Below are 16,194 nucleotides of genomic sequence, written 5' to 3'. Positions count from 1 at the left end.
GGTGCCGCCGGCGGCACCGGTGAGAAAGCCCAGCCACAGCGATCCGGAATAGAAAGCGCCGACAAAGCCGAGATAGGCGCCGGCCAGCATCATGCCTTCGATGCCGATATTGAGCACGCCCGCCTTCTCGGAAATCTGCTCGCCGAGCCCGGCAAGCAGCAGCGGGATCGCCGCGGTGACGGCGCCGAACAGCAGCGCGCTGAGAAAGACTTCGCTGAAGAGCCCGGTCATGCCTAGGCCCTCCGCGACTGGTTGTATCGGTGATCGAAATATTCGGCGAGAGCGAGCACGATCAGCACGATGGAAACCAGCACCAGCGTGAAATGATTGGGCACGCCGAGCCGCCGGGCCGCGCTCTCGCCGCCGATCGAAAGCACCGAAAGCAGGAACACGAAACCGATGGCCGCAAAGCCGTTCATGCGGGCGAGAAACACGGCGGGTATAACGGCAAGCCCGTAGGCGGGATTCCAGTCGGCGCGGACATTGCCCTGGACGCCGATGATGTCGACGGCGCCGGCAAGCCCGGCCAGCCCGGCCGAAATGGCAAAGACTGCAACGGTCAGGCCGGGGACGCCGAGCCCCGAGTGAATCGCCGCGCGTGGATTGGCGCCGACGATCCTCAGCTTCAGCCCGAACGCCGTGCGCGTCATCACCAGATGCACGATGACGATCGCCGCCAACCCAAGCAGCAGGCCACTGGTGATGGTCGTTTCGAACAGGCGCGGCAGCCGGTCTTCCACCGGCAGCGTACGGGTCTGCGGCACGGTCGTGTTTGGGTCACGAAACGCCAGCTTGACCAGCACATTGGCGAGCGAAGTGCCGAGGAACGTCATCATCAGCGTGGTGATGATCTCGTTGACGCCCTGATAGGCACGCAGCAGGGCCGGCACCAGCGACCAGATCATCGCCACCACCATGGCGATGAGGAATGAGCAGACCAGCGCCAGCCAGGCCGGCATGATCTGCACGAACACGGGAGCGCTGGCCGCCGCCGTCACCGCGCCGAGCAGGAACTGCCCGTCGCCGCCGAGATTCCACATACCGGCCCGAAAGGCCACGATGAGGCCGGCGGCAAGAAACAGCAGCGGCGCCATGCGCGTCAGTGTCTGCTGGATGCCGAGCGGCGAGAACAGTCCTTTCTCCAGCACGAAGCCATAATAGGCGAGCGGGTCGACGCCGACGGCAAGCAGGATACAGCCGGCTATGACGAGAGCGATGAGGATCGGACCAAGCGTCATCAGCAGCCGATGCAGGATGTCGCGACGCGTCGTCGCCCCGCTCGTGGCATCGAGTGCGGTGGCACCGACCGTGGGTGCGGTGTCGATGCTCATGCGGCAAGTCCGATCATCAGGCGACCGACCTTGGTGCGGGCGTCGTCGGCATTCTCGACGGTACCGACCAAAGCTCCATTCGCGATGACGGCGATGCGGTCGCACATACCAAGCAATTCCTCGAGGTCGGTGGAGATCAGCAGCACGGCAAGGCCACGCGCCGCCGTGTCGCGGATGCGCTGACGCGACGCCAATGTGTTGGCAAGATCGAGCCCATAGGTCGGTTTGTTGAAGATGACCACCTTGGCGCCCTCAGCCAGTTCTCGCGCCAGAAGCACCTTCTGGATGTTGCCGCCGGACAGCCGCGCGACCGGCGTCTTCAGGCTCGGCGTGCGCACATCGTATTCGCGCACGAGCTGGGCGGCGCGCTTGTCGATCTCCGCGCGCTGCTCGACGCCGTTGCGCCAGAACGGGGCCGCGCCGACCTGCTTGAGGAAGAAATTGATCGAGACCGGGAAGGTGCCGACAGTGCCCTCGCCCAGTCGGTCGTCGGTCAGGTAGCGAAGGCCGCGCCGGCGGCGTTCGCCGACGCTCAGCGTCTCGATGGCGGCGCCGTCCAGCCGCACCGAGCCGCTGGTGGCTGTGCGCTGGCCGGCCAGCGCTTCCGCCAGCTGCTTCTGGCCGTTGCCGTCGATGCCGGCAATGCCCAGGATCTCACCCGGGCGGATGTCGAAGGAGATCGACGACAGGCCTGGTGCATTGTCCGTCGCTGCGACCGTCAGATCCGCGACCTGAAGCAGCGGGGCCGTTCCGGCGCGGGCAGTGCGGACAGGACGCTCGACGGCTTCCGGATCGTCCTTCTGCTTGCCGAACATCAATTCCACGATCTCCGAGACGATCTCCTGTTCGCCCAGCGCGCGAAACCGCTCGGGCGGGATCTCGCCGACCTTGCGGCCGAGCTTCAGCACCGAGATGCGATCGCCGAACGCAGCCGCCTCCTTGAGCTTGTGGGTGATGAAGACGATCGCCAGGCCCTGCTCGACGAGGCGGCGCATCAGCGCGCCCAGTTCGTCGATGCCTTTCGGCGTCAGCATGGAGGTGGACTCGTCAAGGATGAGCAATCGGCTGTTGCGCACCATAGCGCGCAGGATCTCGACCTGCTGCTGCTCGCCGAGCGACAGCTCCGATACCTTGGCATGCAACTTGACGGTGATGCCGAGCGTGCTGGTGATCTCGGCGACGCGCGCCGCCAATTCCCCGGTCCTGGGGCGCCGCCACCACGGCCCGCCAAGCAAGAGGTTTTCCGCCACCGTCAGCGTCGGCACCAGCATCATGTGCTGGAATACGGTGCCGATCCCGAGAGCCAGCGCATGGCGCGGCGAGGTGATCGGGGTCGGTTTGCCGTCGACCAGTATGCGTCCTTCGTCCGGCTGCTGCAGGCCGGACAGCATGCCGATCAATGTCGATTTTCCAGCGCCGTTCTCGCCCAGCAGCACATGCACTTCGCCCGGGCGGATCGACAGGTCGACGCTGTCATTGGCGACGATGCCGGGGAACCGTTTGGTCACGCCTTCAAGCGCGACGATGTCGCGCCTGTCGACGGACGATGAAGAAAAACCGCTCATGAAAGCCCAGCACCAAAAATTGGGAATCGACCGGAGGGGTGAACGGATCACCCCTCCGGCAGCTGACCGTGATCGCCTTACTGGGCGACGCTGGTCATCAGTGCCCTGACGGCGGCCGCGTCATAGACCGGATCGACCTTGATCTTGCCGGAAATGACGTCTTCACGCAGCGCCTGGATTTCTGCCCAGACATTGTCCGGAATCGCGGCGGTTTTCAGCAGCTTGACCGAGTCGTCCTTGAGCCCGATCGTATAGTGTTTGGTGCCGAACGTGTCGGCCTTCAGGTCGGCAATCATCGCCGCATAGACCGGCTCGATGTTCCACACCACCGACGACAGCAGGAAGCCCTTGTCGATCGGCGACTTGTCGCCGATGACGTCGATGAAATAGACCTTGCCGCCATCGGCTGCCTTGGTCGTCTCGACCGCCTGCAGCATGCCGAAGCTCGAACCGTTGCCCTGGCCGAAGATGATGTCGGCGCCTGATGCGATCACGCTTTCGGTGACGCGCTTGCCGCCGGCCGCATCGCTGTAGGCTGCCGGGCCGATCACCGCATAGGTGATCTTGACGTCCGGGTTCTCCGCCTTCACGCCTTGCGCGAACGCCGCCGATTGCGAATTCCACGATGGCGGTTCGCCCGAGACGACGATGCCGACCGACTTGGAACGCGACACCTTGGCGGCGAGACGGCCGGCGAGATAGGCACCCTCGTGGCCGCTCAGCGTGTAGTCGGCTACAAGCCCCTTCTCCAGGCCGTTCGGCGTGTCGACGATCGCCACCGGAACTTTCAGTTCCTTGGCGATTTCCGGAGCCGAGGTGTTGTAGCCGCTGGCATGCGCAATCAGCAGGCTGGCGCCGTCGGAGGCAAGTTCCCGCAAGGTCGGACGAACATCGCCATAGCCGAGGCCCTGGGCCACGACCACTTCGACGCCGGCGGCCTTGCCCGCCGCCTTGGCGGCGTCGATGCCTTGCTGGTTCCAGCCATAGTCCGTGCCTTCTTCGGGCGTCAGGATGGCGATCGACTTGACCTCGCCGGCAAGCGCGCCGCTCATCAAGACACCGGACAATATAACTGCACTTACACTGTTCTTAAGAAGCTTTAACATGTTACCCTCTCTGCTGTTTTACCAATCAATATTCTTATTGTTATTGCGCGAAAGCGAGATAGACTGCCTAGGAAAATTACACATGGAGCTCAGGCAAAGTGAAGATCCGTTATGCCCTTCCGGTGATGCTGGCGTTATCGTCCTTCGCCAACGCGGTTGAGTTGCACCATGTCAGCGTCCGCACCGGCACTGACGGGCTCGACATGGTTCCGTTGACGATTTCGAATGCGGGCAGCGAAGGCCTGTCCTGCAACGCCGACTTCGCGCACTGGTATTCGGCCGGGATCGCAACGGTCGAACCGGGCAAGAGCGCTCGCATCGAACTCTGGTTCGATGCGAAGACCGGCACGTTCACGATCCTCAACGACAAACGCGAGAACCTGCCCGTCGAGCGGCTTTGGTGCGGCCTGTCTGGCCGCGCATATGCCACCCGCGTGCAGGTCACGCTCGACCACGCCGATGCAGCCAAAGGCGAGCGTGCGGTGTCCTGCGCCGTGGCGCAGGACAGCCTGGTCTGCCGATAGGCGCTCATCGCTCCGTCCGTTCGAACACCGCGCGCCCCTTATTCTTTTGCCAGGAATGCGTCGGTGAAGACGTCGTCCGCCGACAACGCCGCCTTGAGCACGCCCTGATCCGTCAGCGTCTTCAAGGTCTCCTCCCACTGTGTCTTCGTCATCCAGCCAAGACCATGTTCCTTGGTGTCGGGGCTGCTGAACGTCGATGCGATGTCGGCGTTGATCTGCGCCAGCAGCACATCCTTCTTCTCCGCATAGCCGGGCGCTGCCTTGGCCGTGATCTCGGCAGCCTCTTCCGGATGAGCCACGACGTAGTCGAAGGCCTCCCTGTAGGCCTTGACGAAGCGGCGCACGACGTCCGGCTTGTCCTTGATCATCGCCTGCGAGGTGAACAGGCCCGAGCCATAGGCCTTCCAGCCGTAGTCCGCCCCCATCATGATGCTGAGTGAGCCTGGGCCTCCAGCCTTTGCCTCCAGTTCGGGAACCTCCGCGTCGACATAGCCGACGACCGTCTGAACCCGGCCAAGCAGCAGGTAGCTTTCATAGGGCGGCGAGACGCTGTTCAGCGTCATGTCCTTTTCGGTCAGGCCGTTGGCGGCCAGGAAACCCTTGAAGAAGATGTAGGTGGAGCCGGCCGGATGAATGCCGATGGTCAGTCCCTTGAGGTCGGACGGCTTTGCGAGCTTCAATGTCTTGGCCAGCGAAATGATCCCCAGCGGCGATTGCTGATTGACCGCCGCCAGCGCCACGACCGGAACATTCTGCGACCGTGCGACGGCGAGCGTGGGAAGATCGCCGAACCCGAAATCAGCGTTCTCATTGCCCACCAGCCGCATCGCGTCCGGCGAGCCGGAGCCCTTGCGGATCTCGGCCACATCGATGTCGTTCTTGGCGAAGAAGCCCTTTTCCTTGCCGACAAAGAACATGGCGTGATTGCCGCGCACCACCCAGTCGAGCTGGACGTTGACCTTGTCGGCCGCCAGAGCCGCACCGGAGAAGCCGAGTGCTGTGACAAAAGCCGCGACGGTAGCGGCCTTGATAAGTGAGCGTCTCAGCATTTTTTGTTCCCTTTTATGACGTTGATTGATCGAGCGGGCCTAGGACTGGCTGAATTTCGGCGCCCACGGCACCACGATGCGTTCGAGGATTTCGGCGGCGTAGTAAAAGGTGATGCCCAGCACGGAAACCAGCAGCAGCGCTGCGAAGACCAGCGCCGTATCAAGCTGGGTCGAAGCGAACTGGATGACGTAGCCGAGACCGTCGGAAGCGCCGGCAAATTCGCCGACGATGGCGCCGATCACACTCAAGGTGGCGGCGATCTTGGTTCCGGCCATCAGGTTCGGCAGCGAGTGCGGAACGCGGATCCTGAACAGGATCTGCGTCGGGCTGGCCCCGACCGAATTCATCAGCGCCAGCAGCGAGCGGTCGACCGATTGCATGCCCGCCAGCATGGACAGCGTCACCGGGAAGAAGGCGATGACCAGGATCAGGCCGATCTTGGGCGCCAGCCCGTAGCCGAACCAGAGGATGAAGATCGGCGCGAGTGCGACTTTCGGTACGTTCTGGAACAGCACCACCAGTGGATACAGCGCGCGTCCCAGCCAGTCGAAGCGCACGATGACCAGCGCAATGGCAATGCCGACCACGACCGAGACCAGGAAGCCGAACAGGATCTCGCCCGCCGTCACCAGCGTCGCCTGCATGAGCGTGCCCCATTGCGCGACCAGCGACTTCGCGATCTCGGAAGGGGCGGGAATGATGAAGGCGGATATGGCAAAGATACGCACGGCGGCTTCCCAAAGCACGATTGTCACCAGCAGCAGGATGACCGCCGGAAGCCAGCTGCCGGTCGCAGCGCTCCAGCTGGAGGCGAGCCGCGGCTCGGAAAGGTCCGTGATGGGTTGGTCGCTCATGACGCGCCTCCCGGTTGATGGCTGGAGCGCAGCATCGTCCGCAACTGAACCACCAGCCTGACGAACTCCGGATCTTCGGTGACCGACAGGTCGCGCGGATAAGGCAGCGCAATGTCGAGGCTCTCGGTGATCCGCCCCGGCTTGATCCCCAGCACGTGAACATGGCGCGACAGATGGATGGCCTCGTCGATGGAATGGGTGACGAGCACGATCGTCTTGCCGGTACGCAGCCATATCTCCAGCAGCGACTGGCCCATGGAATCGCGGGTGATTGCGTCGAGCGCGCCGAACGGTTCGTCCATCAGCAGCACCGCCGGATCGAGCGCCAGGGCCCGTGCGATGGCGACCCGCTGCCGCATGCCACCCGACAGTTCGTTTGGGCGCTTGTGGGCGCTATCGCCCAGCCCCACCAGCTCCAGCATTTCCTGGCCGCGCGCGCGCAAATCCGAGCGCGACAGCGACTTGTCGGCGATGCCGAGCAGCAGCGACGCATTGTCGACGGCGTTCTTCCACGGCAGCAGATTGGCGTCCTGAAAGACGAGGCCGATCATGCGCTTGCGCGCCGCCTCGACCGGCGCGAGCCCGGCGATCGAAACGCTGCCCTGGGTCGGCTGCACCAGCCCGGCCAGCACCTTGAGCAAGGTGCTCTTGCCACAGCCGGAAGGACCGATAAGGGAGACGAACGACCCCTTCGGCACCGAGAGATCGATATCGCTGAGGATCAGCTGCCGGGCGATGACCACCGAAACGCCCTTGGCGGAGATCAGATCGTCATGGCGGATATGGACCGGCCTGTCGCCTGCGGCTCGAATGGTTTCAATGCGCATGGCTTGTCGCCCCGCGCACTGTTTTCTGCCGCACCCGCACCATCTTGATGGCGAAGGCGCCCTTCACACAAACAGCCGACCGGTGGAACTCCTCAAACCGGCCTGCCCTGTGCGCACCATGTGACATTGGCTACTCCCGGCCTTCCAGGATGCGCCGCACCGCGACGAGCTTGCGCGCCCGTTCGCCTTGCAGCGCCTTTGTCTGCTCGGGCGTGTAGGCAAACATGCCCTCGCCCGACTTGATGCCGAACTTCGACGCAGCCGTCTTCTCCAGCACCATCGGCGCGACATCGTCACGCTTGGAGAGATCGGCATTCAGGAAGGATGAGACGGATTTGTAGATGTCCAGCCCCGCCATATCGAGCAGCGCCATCGGGCCGATGACGGCGATCTTGTAGCCGATGCCCCACGACACGCAGGTGTCGAGATCCTCCGGCTCGATGACGCCGCGCTCGACAAGGTCGACGGCCTCGCGCAGCAGCGCATAGAGCACGCGGTTCTCGACGAAGCCTGGAACGTCCTTCTTCACCACCACCGGCAGCAGGCCGATCGAGCGGATGAGGTCGCGGATCGTCGCCACGGTTTCAGGCGCGGTCTTTTCGCCGCCGATCACCTCGATCATCGGGATGATGTGCGGCGGGTTCGACCAGTGCATGCCGACCATCCGCTCGGGATGCGAGATATGCGCCTGCAGCTTGGTGATCGGGATGCCCGACGTGTCGGAAGCGACGATGACCGACGGGCCGATCAGCGGATCGATGTCACGATAGGTCTGCGCCTTGATGTCGATATTCTCGGGCACATTCTCGATGACCAGTTCGGCGCCGTCGACGGCCTCGGCGATCGTTTCGACGAAACGCACGCTGCCTGCGCCTGTCCCGGGCGCCTTGATGTCGAGACGGTCGAGCACGCCGCCGGCAAGATCGAGCATGCCGCGGGCACGCTCGACTGCCCCCGGCGAAACATCATACGCCGTGACATCGAGCCCGCCGCGCGAAAGCCGCGCGGCAATGCCCGGACCCATCGTTCCCAGTCCGATGAGGGCGGCGCGCTTGATCATCATGCCGCCTTTGCGGGAGCAGCAGTGGTTGCCGTCTTGAAGGCCGGCCGAGCGGCGATCGCGGCAACCCAGCGCTCCAGATCGGGCATCGACGGCCGGTCGATCTTGAAATCGACGCAGCGCTTCAGGATGGGCGCGCAGGCGATGTCGGCGAGGGTCAGCTTGCCGAGCGCCAGGAAGTCCTTGCCGGCCAGGTGGCCGTCGACGATCTTGAGCTGCGCGACAAGGTCCTTCACCTGTTCCTTGTATTCCGCGGTCTGTTCCTCGGGTGTGAGCTTGGCGCCCTTGAAGGCCGCCAGGTAGCCCGGATTGACCGCCGCCAGCAGGAAGTCCATCCAGCGCTCGACCTCGGTCTTTTCCGCCGGCGTGGCGCCATTCAACTGTTCGCCGCCGGATGCCGCGAGATAGCGCAGGATGGTGTTGGACTCCCAGATCACGGTGTCGCCGTCGACCAGCGTCGGCACCTTGGAGGTCGGGTTGAGCGCCTTGTATTCCGCCGTCTGGGTGTTCTCGAACTGGCGGCCATAATCCTCGCGCTTGTAGGACGCCCCAAGCTCCTCGAGCATGAAGAGCACCTTCTGGACGTTGCCTGATGTCTGGCGGCCTAACAGCTTGTACATGTCGTCTCCTCGATTGTGTCCAAGGCCTACTTGCCCGCCGGCAGCGGCTTGTAGACGATGGCGTCCATTTCGATCTTGGTGTTGATGACCGCCTTTGCCTCGACGGTCGTGCGCGCCAGGACGGCGTCGCCGATGCCTTCGAGGAACGCCTTGTTGTAGCGGCCGAAATCGCGCGTATCTTCGAGATAGGTGGTGATCCGCACGACATCCGACAGCGTCGCGCCTTCATGCGCGATGACGCGCGCGATGGTCTTCAGCGTGGCCAGCGTCTCTTCCTCGATCGTGCCGCTGATCATGTTGTTGTTCTCGTCCTTCGGCACCTGGCCCGAGACGAAGATGAAATCGCCGGCACGCACCGCCGGATGAAACGGCAGGTTCGGGTTCTTGTTGCCGATGGCGTAGTGGCTGGCGGATTTTCGCGTGCTGTCGCTCAACATACCCCCCTAGAGAACACTGGTTTCGATGATGTCGACGCCACGGATACGATCGATCAGGTAGACGATGCCACGGTCGTCGATGGTCACGTCGTTGGACGAGGAACGCTCCGCCCCCTCCGGCGCGTCGGGTATGAAATGGCCGACTTCCTTTGGCGCGAACGGGTCGGCGATGTCGACGAGGCGCAGCCCCTGCGCGAACCATGCAAACGGAATGATCGTGCCCTTGAACCGTTCGGAAGGCTGATGGCAGCCCGTCATCGGCGGCTGCGGCGCGCCGTCCGGGTCGAGGCCCGGCACCTGGAAGGTCGAGATCGGCAACGGGTTGGTCTCGTCGGTAATGTCGTAGATCCAGGTAAAGGCCGGCGGCGAAGGGCGGAGTTTGGCGACGTCCTCGTCCGCCACCACCATGATGTTGCGGCCCTTGAGCGGCTGTGGAATCGGCAGGCAGGTGTGTGTGGGATGCGGAAAGCTTGGGCTCGAATTGACGTGCGAGATCAGCTTCGGCTTGGTGATGTCCGAAATGTCGAGGATGAACAGGCCGTGATGCCAGTAGCTGACAAAGAGCCGGTCGCCCATGCGCAGCGGATGGTGGCAACGCGGCGTGACATAGTCATGCCAGGGGTATTCTTCGCCGCCGCCGGTCCATTGGCCGGGTATCCACCAGCGTCCGACCTCGACTGGCTTCGTGGGATCGATCAGGTCGAGGATCATCACGATATTGCCGACATAACCGTCGGCTGTCGGCGAGATGTAGACGTAACGGCCGTCGAAGTCGTAGCGATGAACGCCCTTGCCGCCGGTTATCCATTTCGAGATGAGCTTGGGCTGTGTCGGCTTGGTGGTGTCGTAGAGCGCCAGTCCGCCGCCGAAATCGGCCGGGCCGGCATCGCCAAAGCGCTCGTGGTTGATGATCATCAGCCCGTCCTTGGCGCGCACCTTGTGCGAGTGCCAGCCAGGCGGAACATCGATCGTGGCTATCTTGCGCGGATTGCGTGGGTCGGAAATATCGACCAGCGTCGTGCCGCTCGGCGGCCGCATGTGGCCGATATAGAGGATGTTGCCGTCGACCCAGACCTGGCCGCCGCCTGGGCAGTCGACGTGGCCGATCTGCTTGGTGTTGAACGCCGAAACCAAATGCATACGCCCTTGCTGCTGAAACGTCATCTCGATGTCCCCGCCGCCATTGGCGGCAGGACAGTGCTTGCCGAAGGACCGGAAACTAGACGAGGCGAAGCAGATCGCCGGCCTGGTTGCGGCCCCAGCGCTTGTAGAGGAGCAGCGCCTTTTGCGTCGGCGCATCGGTGGCGCCGAAGAAGATCACCGGCTCGCTGGAAGAGCCGTTGACATGTTCGACCCACGAACCGCCGGGTATGGCGATGGTGTCGAACTGGTTCCAGTCATAGCGTTTGCCGTCGATGATCGAATGGCCGTTGCCGCGGAACGGCGCCAGAAGCAGGCTGGCGGTCTCGCGCTGCGGCAAGGTCTTCTCACCGGGGCGCAGCATCTGCACGTAGAAATTGATGGTGTGGAAGACCGGCCCGCCGGTGGTCGGATCGACATAGTCGATGACGATGCCTTCATGGGGGTCGCCATCCCAATCCTTGTGGGCATCGAGGACCGCTTCCATCTTCTCCCAGCGATAGACATACATCGGCGACGACAGGCCGCCGCCGCGCTTGTGGTCGACGAAACGCGGCATCAGCCCACCCTCGCCATAGATGCGCTGTGAGTAGTCGCTCGGATAGCGGGCGGTCTGCACCTTCTTCTCGACTTCCTTGCCGTCGACCATCTCGGTGTATTTGTGGTCGAAATGGACGGCATGCAGCGTTTCGACCAGCGGCAGGTCGAGCACCGACAGGTTGACCGCCTGCTCGCCGCCGACGGTGCCATGATTGTGCCAGGCGTCGTTGGGCGTCAGCACCATGTCGCCCGGGCCGAAGACCACGTCTTCGCCCTCGACGCCGGTGAAGTTGCCCTTGCCGGTCAGGCCGAAGCGGATGGCGCTCGGCGAATGCTTGTGCGGCGGCATGATCTCGTCGGGATCATTCAAGCGGTAGGCGGTGTACATGGTGCTGACCGATGCGCGTTTGGGCGCAAGGCCAGGATTGACCAGGATCAGCGAACGGCGCTCGCTGTCGTCCATGGTCACCAGCTCGGCGGCGCGCTGCAGCAGCGGCTCGATGTCCGAATAGGACCACACGAAGGGAACGGCCTTCGACGTCGCCATCAGCTGCTTGATCTCGTCATGGTCGACACCTTCCGAGGTCGCCCAGAACGGAAACATGTTTTTCGCGTAGAGGGCGTCATAGAGGCCCTTGAGTGCTGCCTTCTTGTTGGTGAGCACATCGTTAGCTGGTTGCGCCAGGGACATATCGGACACCTCTCGTCACGAAGAAAATGCTTCTAACCAACTCAACCGTATTCGCATTGGTTTTGCTCGACAATCCCCAAATTGCGAATTTTATAAGTTTTTGGTTGAGATGCATTTTCGGCAGGCAAATGCCTAAAAATAGGCAGAAATAGCCAGAATTCGCACAAAATACACTCAGAAAGGCGTAATGAAGCCTACCCGCCACGGCCGTGCAGGCTCACACGGCAGTCCAACCAACGTAGCTTTTTTATCTCAACCAAAAGATTTTGGTTGCATTCCGGCGGCCGCTATCAGGCCGCCACGCTCTGTTGAGCGCGGCTGCGGATCAGATCCACGGCCTTTTCGGCGATCATGATGACCGCCGCATTGATGTTGCCGCAGACGAGATCCGGCATCACGGACGCGTCCACGACACGAAGTCCGGCAACGCCGCGCACCCGCAATTCCGGATCGACCACCGACTCCGCATCGACACCCATACGGCACGTACCGGCCGGATGATGCACGGTGATCGACGTCTTGCGAATATGCTCGTCGATCTCTTCGTCGCTCTCGCATTTCGGGCCGGGGAAGAATTCCGCGCCAACGAACGGGGCCATGGACGGCTGGCTGGCAAGGTTGCGCGCAACACGAAAGCCGGCGCGAAGCGACTGCCAGTCGCGCTGCGAGGACAGGAAGTTCTGGTGGATCAGCGGAGCGGCGACCGGATCGCTCGACGCCAGCTTGACGCTGCCGCGGCTCTCCGGCTGCACGGCAACGATACGGGTCGCAAAGCCGTCGGCGAACGGCGCCTTGAACGGCGACATATAAGGCCATGCCCCAAGCGGGGCGGCGGTGAAAAGCAGCTGTACGTCCGGCAACGGCCGGCTTGCGTCGCTTTTCAGGAATGCCACGACGCCGCCAGGCACATCTCCCGAAAAGCCCTTTCCGGTGAGATAGGTCTTGACGAAATCCAGCCCGATACGATCGGCCCGCATCATCTTGAGAAACGGTCCCGGCTGTTTGCGTCGATACATCAGGATGACCGAAACATGGTCCTGCAAATTCTTGCCGACCTGCACACGATCAACCTTCGTCTCGATGCCATGCGCCGCCAACTCGCCGCTATCGCCTATACCCGACAGCATCATCAGCTGCGGCGTGTTGATGACGCCGCCGGCAAGCAGAACCTCGCGCCGCGCCAGAACTTCATGGCTCGACCCGCCTCTGCTATAGGCAACGCCCGTTGCGCGCCCATCCTTCAGCAGGATCTTCGTCGCCATCGCGCCGGTCAGCACCTTGACGTTGCCACGGCGCATGGCCGGCCGCAGATAGGCGGTCGCGGTCGAGCATCGCCGGCCGTTCGCAATTGTCATCTGCAGACGGCCGAAGCCTTCCTGTACGGCGCCGTTGTAGTCGTCGGTCTGCGGGTATCCGGCATCACGGCTGGCCGTGGCGAAGGCATCGATCAATTCGTCCTTGTAGCGGCAGAACTGGGTGTTCAGCGGCCCGCTGCCGCCACGATACCGGCTTTCGCCCGCCTCCCAGCGCTCCTGCTTCTTGAAGTAGGGCAGCACCTTGTCGAACGACCAGTCCGTCAGGCCGCTTGCCGCCCAGCGATCGTAATCGCCGCGATTGCCGCGCACATAAGCCATGGCGTTGGTGGAGGAAGAGCCGCCGATGACCTTGCCGCGCGCGCATTCGACCTTGCGCCCGCCGACATTGGCCTCGGGCTCGCAGAAATACATCCAGTCGTGGCGGCGTTCGGTCAGTATCTTGCCCCAGCCGAGCGGGATGTGGATCATCGGATCGCGGTCCCAATCCCCCGCCTCCAGCAGGAGCACCGACACCGCAGGGTCTTCGCTCAGCCGGTTCGCCAGCACGCAGCCGGCCGATCCCGCACCGACAATGACGTAGTCAAAGGTTTCGCCAGCCGGCATGCGTGATCCTCGGGAGAAAGACGGTCCGCCGCGATGGCAACCGTCGACGAAGGCAGTCAACCATCGCGCAACTGGTGTTGTCAACCATTGCGTACAGTTGTAGATTGGTTGAATTGGTTGAGTGCCGTCCATCAGGTTTCGTGTCACAATATGATGTCAGGACGTTGAGTCGGCGATCTGCCGATCAGACAGGAGATTTGGTTTTGAGCGCATTCGAGCCGCAGGTCGGACCATCGGATCTCGACGACATCATTGCCGCGGTCCGCCAGTTGCAGCAGGGCGGCGGCAAGCTTCCGTCCGAGCGCGATCTTGCGGAACATCTGAGCGTAAAGCGCCATCAGCTTCGCAAGGCGCTTGAAGTGCTGCGCCATTCCGGCGACCTCAAACCAGCGCGCGCCAGGCGGGCGCCGACCGCCCTTCCAAGATATGGGGAGGAACTGGTCAGGGTAACCAATCCAATCGAGGTTCTGGAATTGCGCCTGATCATGGAGCCGGGCCTTGCCCGGTTGGCGTCGCTGCGCGCCTCCTCCTTCGAGACGGCGCGGATCCTCGACGCGGCAACCACGCCGGAGAATGCCCCGTCGGGTGAGGTCGACTTCGCCTTCCATCTCGCGATCGTCGCCGCCGCTCGCAACCATCTCGCCGCGGAATTCTACAAGATGCTGCGTCAGGTCGGCGTAGATGCGCGGGTGAAGGTTGCGCGCACCGCGGCCCCCACCTGCCCCAAGCGGATCGCCCAGCGCGACGGCGAGCATCGCCTGATCGCCGAAGCGATCTCGCAGCGCGATCCCGAAGCGGCGGAGGCCGCAATGCGCGCGCACCTGCTGTCCGTGCAGAGACAGATCATGGAACGGTCGAATGCCGGCGCCTTTGCCGCGTGATCGTATCGCCTTCTGACATCGAGCCTGTGCGGGGAATTTCAAATTGAAACGTCATTTCGACGTGCTGGTCATCGGCGCGGGGTCCGCCGGCTCGGTTGTTGCCAGCCGGCTCAGTGAAGACCGGTCGTGCCAGATCGGCCTCATCGAGGCAGGGGCGATGCCGGCAGATCCCGATATTGCCGACCCGCTGAAATGGACGATGCTTCAGGGCCGCGCCTATGACTGGAGCTACCGGACCGTGCCCCAGCCTTTCACCGCCGACCGCGTCCATGAATGGCCCCGAGGCAAGATCGTCGGCGGCTCGAGCTGCCTGCATGCAATGGCCTATGTGCGCGGCCATCCCGATGATTTCGAATCCTGGGCGCAAGCCGGCGGCGAGCGCTGGTCCTATCGGGGATTGTTGCCGGGCTTCATCCGCAGCGAAGCCTTCACCGCCTTCGACGGGCCGACACGCGGCAGGAGCGGCCCGCTGGACGTCTATCTGCCGGACGCCGAGGTCAGTCCGGTCGTGCGTGCTTACATCGCCGCCGGGCGGGCCATGGGGGCTCCCGCCCTGACCGACCACAACAGCGGCGAACTGGTCGGCACCAGCCTCAATTCGCTCAACATACGCGACGGTAGGCGCCTGAGCGTCGCCGACGCCTATCTGCCGCCGCAGGTCATGGCGCGGCCGAACCTGGCCTTGCTCGCCGGCCACGAGGTCGAGCATCTGGTGCTGAACGGCCACAAGGTCACAGGTGTAAGCGTGGTGTGCGAGGGTGAGACCAGAACGCTCTGCGCCGACCGGATTGTCCTTTGCGCCGGCGCCGTGTCCACGCCGCTCATCCTCATGCGGTCGGGCATTGGCTGCCCGGATACGCTGAAGCAGGCGAGGATACGCTGCCTTGCCGATCGACGCGATGTCGGTCGCAACCTGCAGGACCATCTGCTGGCTCTTGGAAATGTCTACAGCACGAAAAAGCCGGTGCCGCCGTCCCGTCTGCAGCACTCCGAATCGCTGATGTACCTGCATGGTGACGACCCGAGCCGTTCCACGGGAAGTCCCGACATTGTGCTCGCCTGCGTCGTCGCTCCGTCAGCGGCCGAGGGCCTGAAGGCCCCGCCCTATGGCTCCGCCTTCACGATCCTGTGCGGCGTCACCCATCCGACAAGCCGCGGGCGCATCGCCCCAAGCGGGCCGGGCCGCAACGACACGCCGGTCATCGATCCGCATTATCTCGAAACCGAACACGACCGCACGGTCTTCAGGATGGCGTTGAAGCGGGCGCGCATGGTCGGCCATCATACGGCTCTGGACGAATGGCGCGATGCGGAGATCCTGCCGGGTGCACCGGTTCAGTCCGATGACGAGCTCGACGCCTTCATCGCAAGGGCTGCTTCCACCCATCATCATCCGGCCGGCACATGCCGGATGGGTCGTGACGCCGACGCCGTCGTCGACCCCGACTTGCGGCTGAACGGTTTTGACAACATCTTTGTCGTCGACGCCTCGGTGATGCCGGCGATCCCGAGCGGACCGATCAACGCCGCAATCGTCGCCATCGCGGAAACCTGGGCGGCGTCTTCAGGGGTTACCGCGTCGGCAGCATCGACGGCGGCAGTTGCGTCTGATTCCCCTGGGGTTTAGTGGCGCTGGCGCCCGGCGGTTG

General features: G+C 63.4%; 16 protein-coding genes. 3 read left to right on the top strand and 13 right to left on the bottom strand.

Annotation, left to right across the window (positions count from 1 at the left end):
* From FCU66_RS37950 to FCU66_RS37935, 4 genes are all read right to left on the bottom strand, one after another.
* Positions 1–231: ABC transporter permease subunit (locus tag FCU66_RS37950; RefSeq protein ID WP_425462888.1), on the bottom strand; the 231-nt coding region annotated here is incomplete at its 3' end.
* A gap of 2 nt (positions 232–233) precedes the next feature.
* Positions 234–1,331, bottom strand: a complete 1,098-nt coding sequence (locus FCU66_RS37945) for a putative B6 ABC transporter permease subunit 2 (RefSeq protein WP_136616605.1) — start codon at positions 1,329–1,331, stop codon at positions 234–236.
* Complete coding sequence (locus tag FCU66_RS37940) at positions 1,328–2,896, bottom strand: putative B6 ABC transporter ATP-binding protein (RefSeq protein WP_136616606.1); 1,569 nt, start codon at positions 2,894–2,896, stop codon at positions 1,328–1,330. The genes FCU66_RS37945 and FCU66_RS37940 overlap by 4 nt, the downstream gene beginning before the upstream one ends.
* A gap of 77 nt (positions 2,897–2,973) precedes the next feature.
* Positions 2,974–4,002: a putative B6 ABC transporter substrate-binding protein gene (locus tag FCU66_RS37935; RefSeq protein ID WP_136616607.1), complete on the bottom strand. Its 1,029-nt coding sequence runs from the start codon at positions 4,000–4,002 to the stop codon at positions 2,974–2,976.
* A 98-nt stretch (positions 4,003–4,100) separates the two neighbouring features.
* On the opposite strand from FCU66_RS37935, the gene FCU66_RS37930 reads away from it, so the two are divergent.
* A complete protein-coding gene (locus FCU66_RS37930) occupies positions 4,101–4,526 on the top strand; it encodes a hypothetical protein (RefSeq protein ID WP_136616608.1) in 426 nt (141 codons plus the stop codon).
* 38 nt (positions 4,527–4,564) lie between these two features.
* Here the strand turns inward: FCU66_RS37930 and FCU66_RS37925 are convergent, their stop codons facing one another.
* The 9 genes from FCU66_RS37925 to FCU66_RS37885 all read right to left on the bottom strand — a co-directional run bounded on the left by FCU66_RS37925 (position 4,565) and on the right by FCU66_RS37885 (position 13,664).
* The gene (locus FCU66_RS37925) at positions 4,565–5,575 is read right to left on the bottom strand and encodes an ABC transporter substrate-binding protein (RefSeq protein WP_136616609.1); all 1,011 of its coding nucleotides are present in this window, start codon (positions 5,573–5,575) and stop codon (positions 4,565–4,567) included.
* A 39-nt stretch (positions 5,576–5,614) separates the two neighbouring features.
* Positions 5,615–6,430, bottom strand: coding sequence for an ABC transporter permease (locus FCU66_RS37920; protein ID WP_136616610.1), 816 nt, complete (start codon positions 6,428–6,430; stop codon positions 5,615–5,617).
* Positions 6,427–7,257: an ABC transporter ATP-binding protein gene (locus FCU66_RS37915; protein ID WP_136616611.1), complete on the bottom strand. Its 831-nt coding sequence runs from the start codon at positions 7,255–7,257 to the stop codon at positions 6,427–6,429. The genes FCU66_RS37920 and FCU66_RS37915 overlap by 4 nt, the downstream gene beginning before the upstream one ends.
* 130 nt (positions 7,258–7,387) lie before the next feature.
* The gene (gene fhmpcd1, locus FCU66_RS37910) at positions 7,388–8,317 is read right to left on the bottom strand and encodes a 5-formyl-3-hydroxy-2-methylpyridine 4-carboxylate 5-dehydrogenase (protein ID WP_136616638.1); all 930 of its coding nucleotides are present in this window, start codon (positions 8,315–8,317) and stop codon (positions 7,388–7,390) included.
* Entirely contained in the window at positions 8,317–8,937 is a 621-nt protein-coding gene (locus FCU66_RS37905; protein WP_136616612.1) for a glutathione S-transferase family protein, read from the bottom strand. Before FCU66_RS37905 ends, fhmpcd1 begins: the two co-directional genes overlap by 1 nt.
* A 26-nt stretch (positions 8,938–8,963) precedes the next feature.
* Positions 8,964–9,374, bottom strand: coding sequence for a RidA family protein (locus FCU66_RS37900; protein WP_111546110.1), 411 nt, complete (start codon positions 9,372–9,374; stop codon positions 8,964–8,966).
* Positions 9,375–9,380: 6 nt separating this feature from the next.
* A complete protein-coding gene (locus FCU66_RS37895) occupies positions 9,381–10,538 on the bottom strand; it encodes an LVIVD repeat-containing protein (protein WP_136616613.1) in 1,158 nt (385 codons plus the stop codon).
* A gap of 55 nt (positions 10,539–10,593) precedes the next feature.
* Complete coding sequence (locus FCU66_RS37890) at positions 10,594–11,745, bottom strand: cupin domain-containing protein (RefSeq protein ID WP_024505127.1); 1,152 nt, start codon at positions 11,743–11,745, stop codon at positions 10,594–10,596.
* Positions 11,746–12,035: 290 nt separating this feature from the next.
* On the bottom strand, positions 12,036–13,664 hold the full coding sequence (locus FCU66_RS37885) for a GMC family oxidoreductase (protein ID WP_136616614.1): 1,629 nt from the start codon (positions 13,662–13,664) through the stop codon (positions 12,036–12,038).
* Positions 13,665–13,867: 203 nt separating this feature from the next.
* On the opposite strand from FCU66_RS37885, the gene FCU66_RS37880 reads away from it, so the two are divergent.
* Together FCU66_RS37880 and FCU66_RS37875 are read left to right on the top strand one after the other, a co-directional pair.
* Complete coding sequence (locus tag FCU66_RS37880; RefSeq protein WP_127265462.1) at positions 13,868–14,545, top strand: FadR/GntR family transcriptional regulator; 678 nt, start codon at positions 13,868–13,870, stop codon at positions 14,543–14,545.
* A 43-nt stretch (positions 14,546–14,588) separates the two neighbouring features.
* Positions 14,589–16,172, top strand: a complete 1,584-nt coding sequence (locus FCU66_RS37875) for a GMC family oxidoreductase (RefSeq protein ID WP_246094188.1) — start codon at positions 14,589–14,591, stop codon at positions 16,170–16,172.
* Positions 16,173–16,194: the final 22 nt, after the last annotated feature.

Source organism: Mesorhizobium norvegicum, assembly GCF_004919685.1.
Classification (GTDB): domain Bacteria; phylum Pseudomonadota; class Alphaproteobacteria; order Rhizobiales; family Rhizobiaceae; genus Mesorhizobium; species Mesorhizobium norvegicum.
This window is presented reverse-complemented; position numbering and strand designations above follow the sequence as displayed.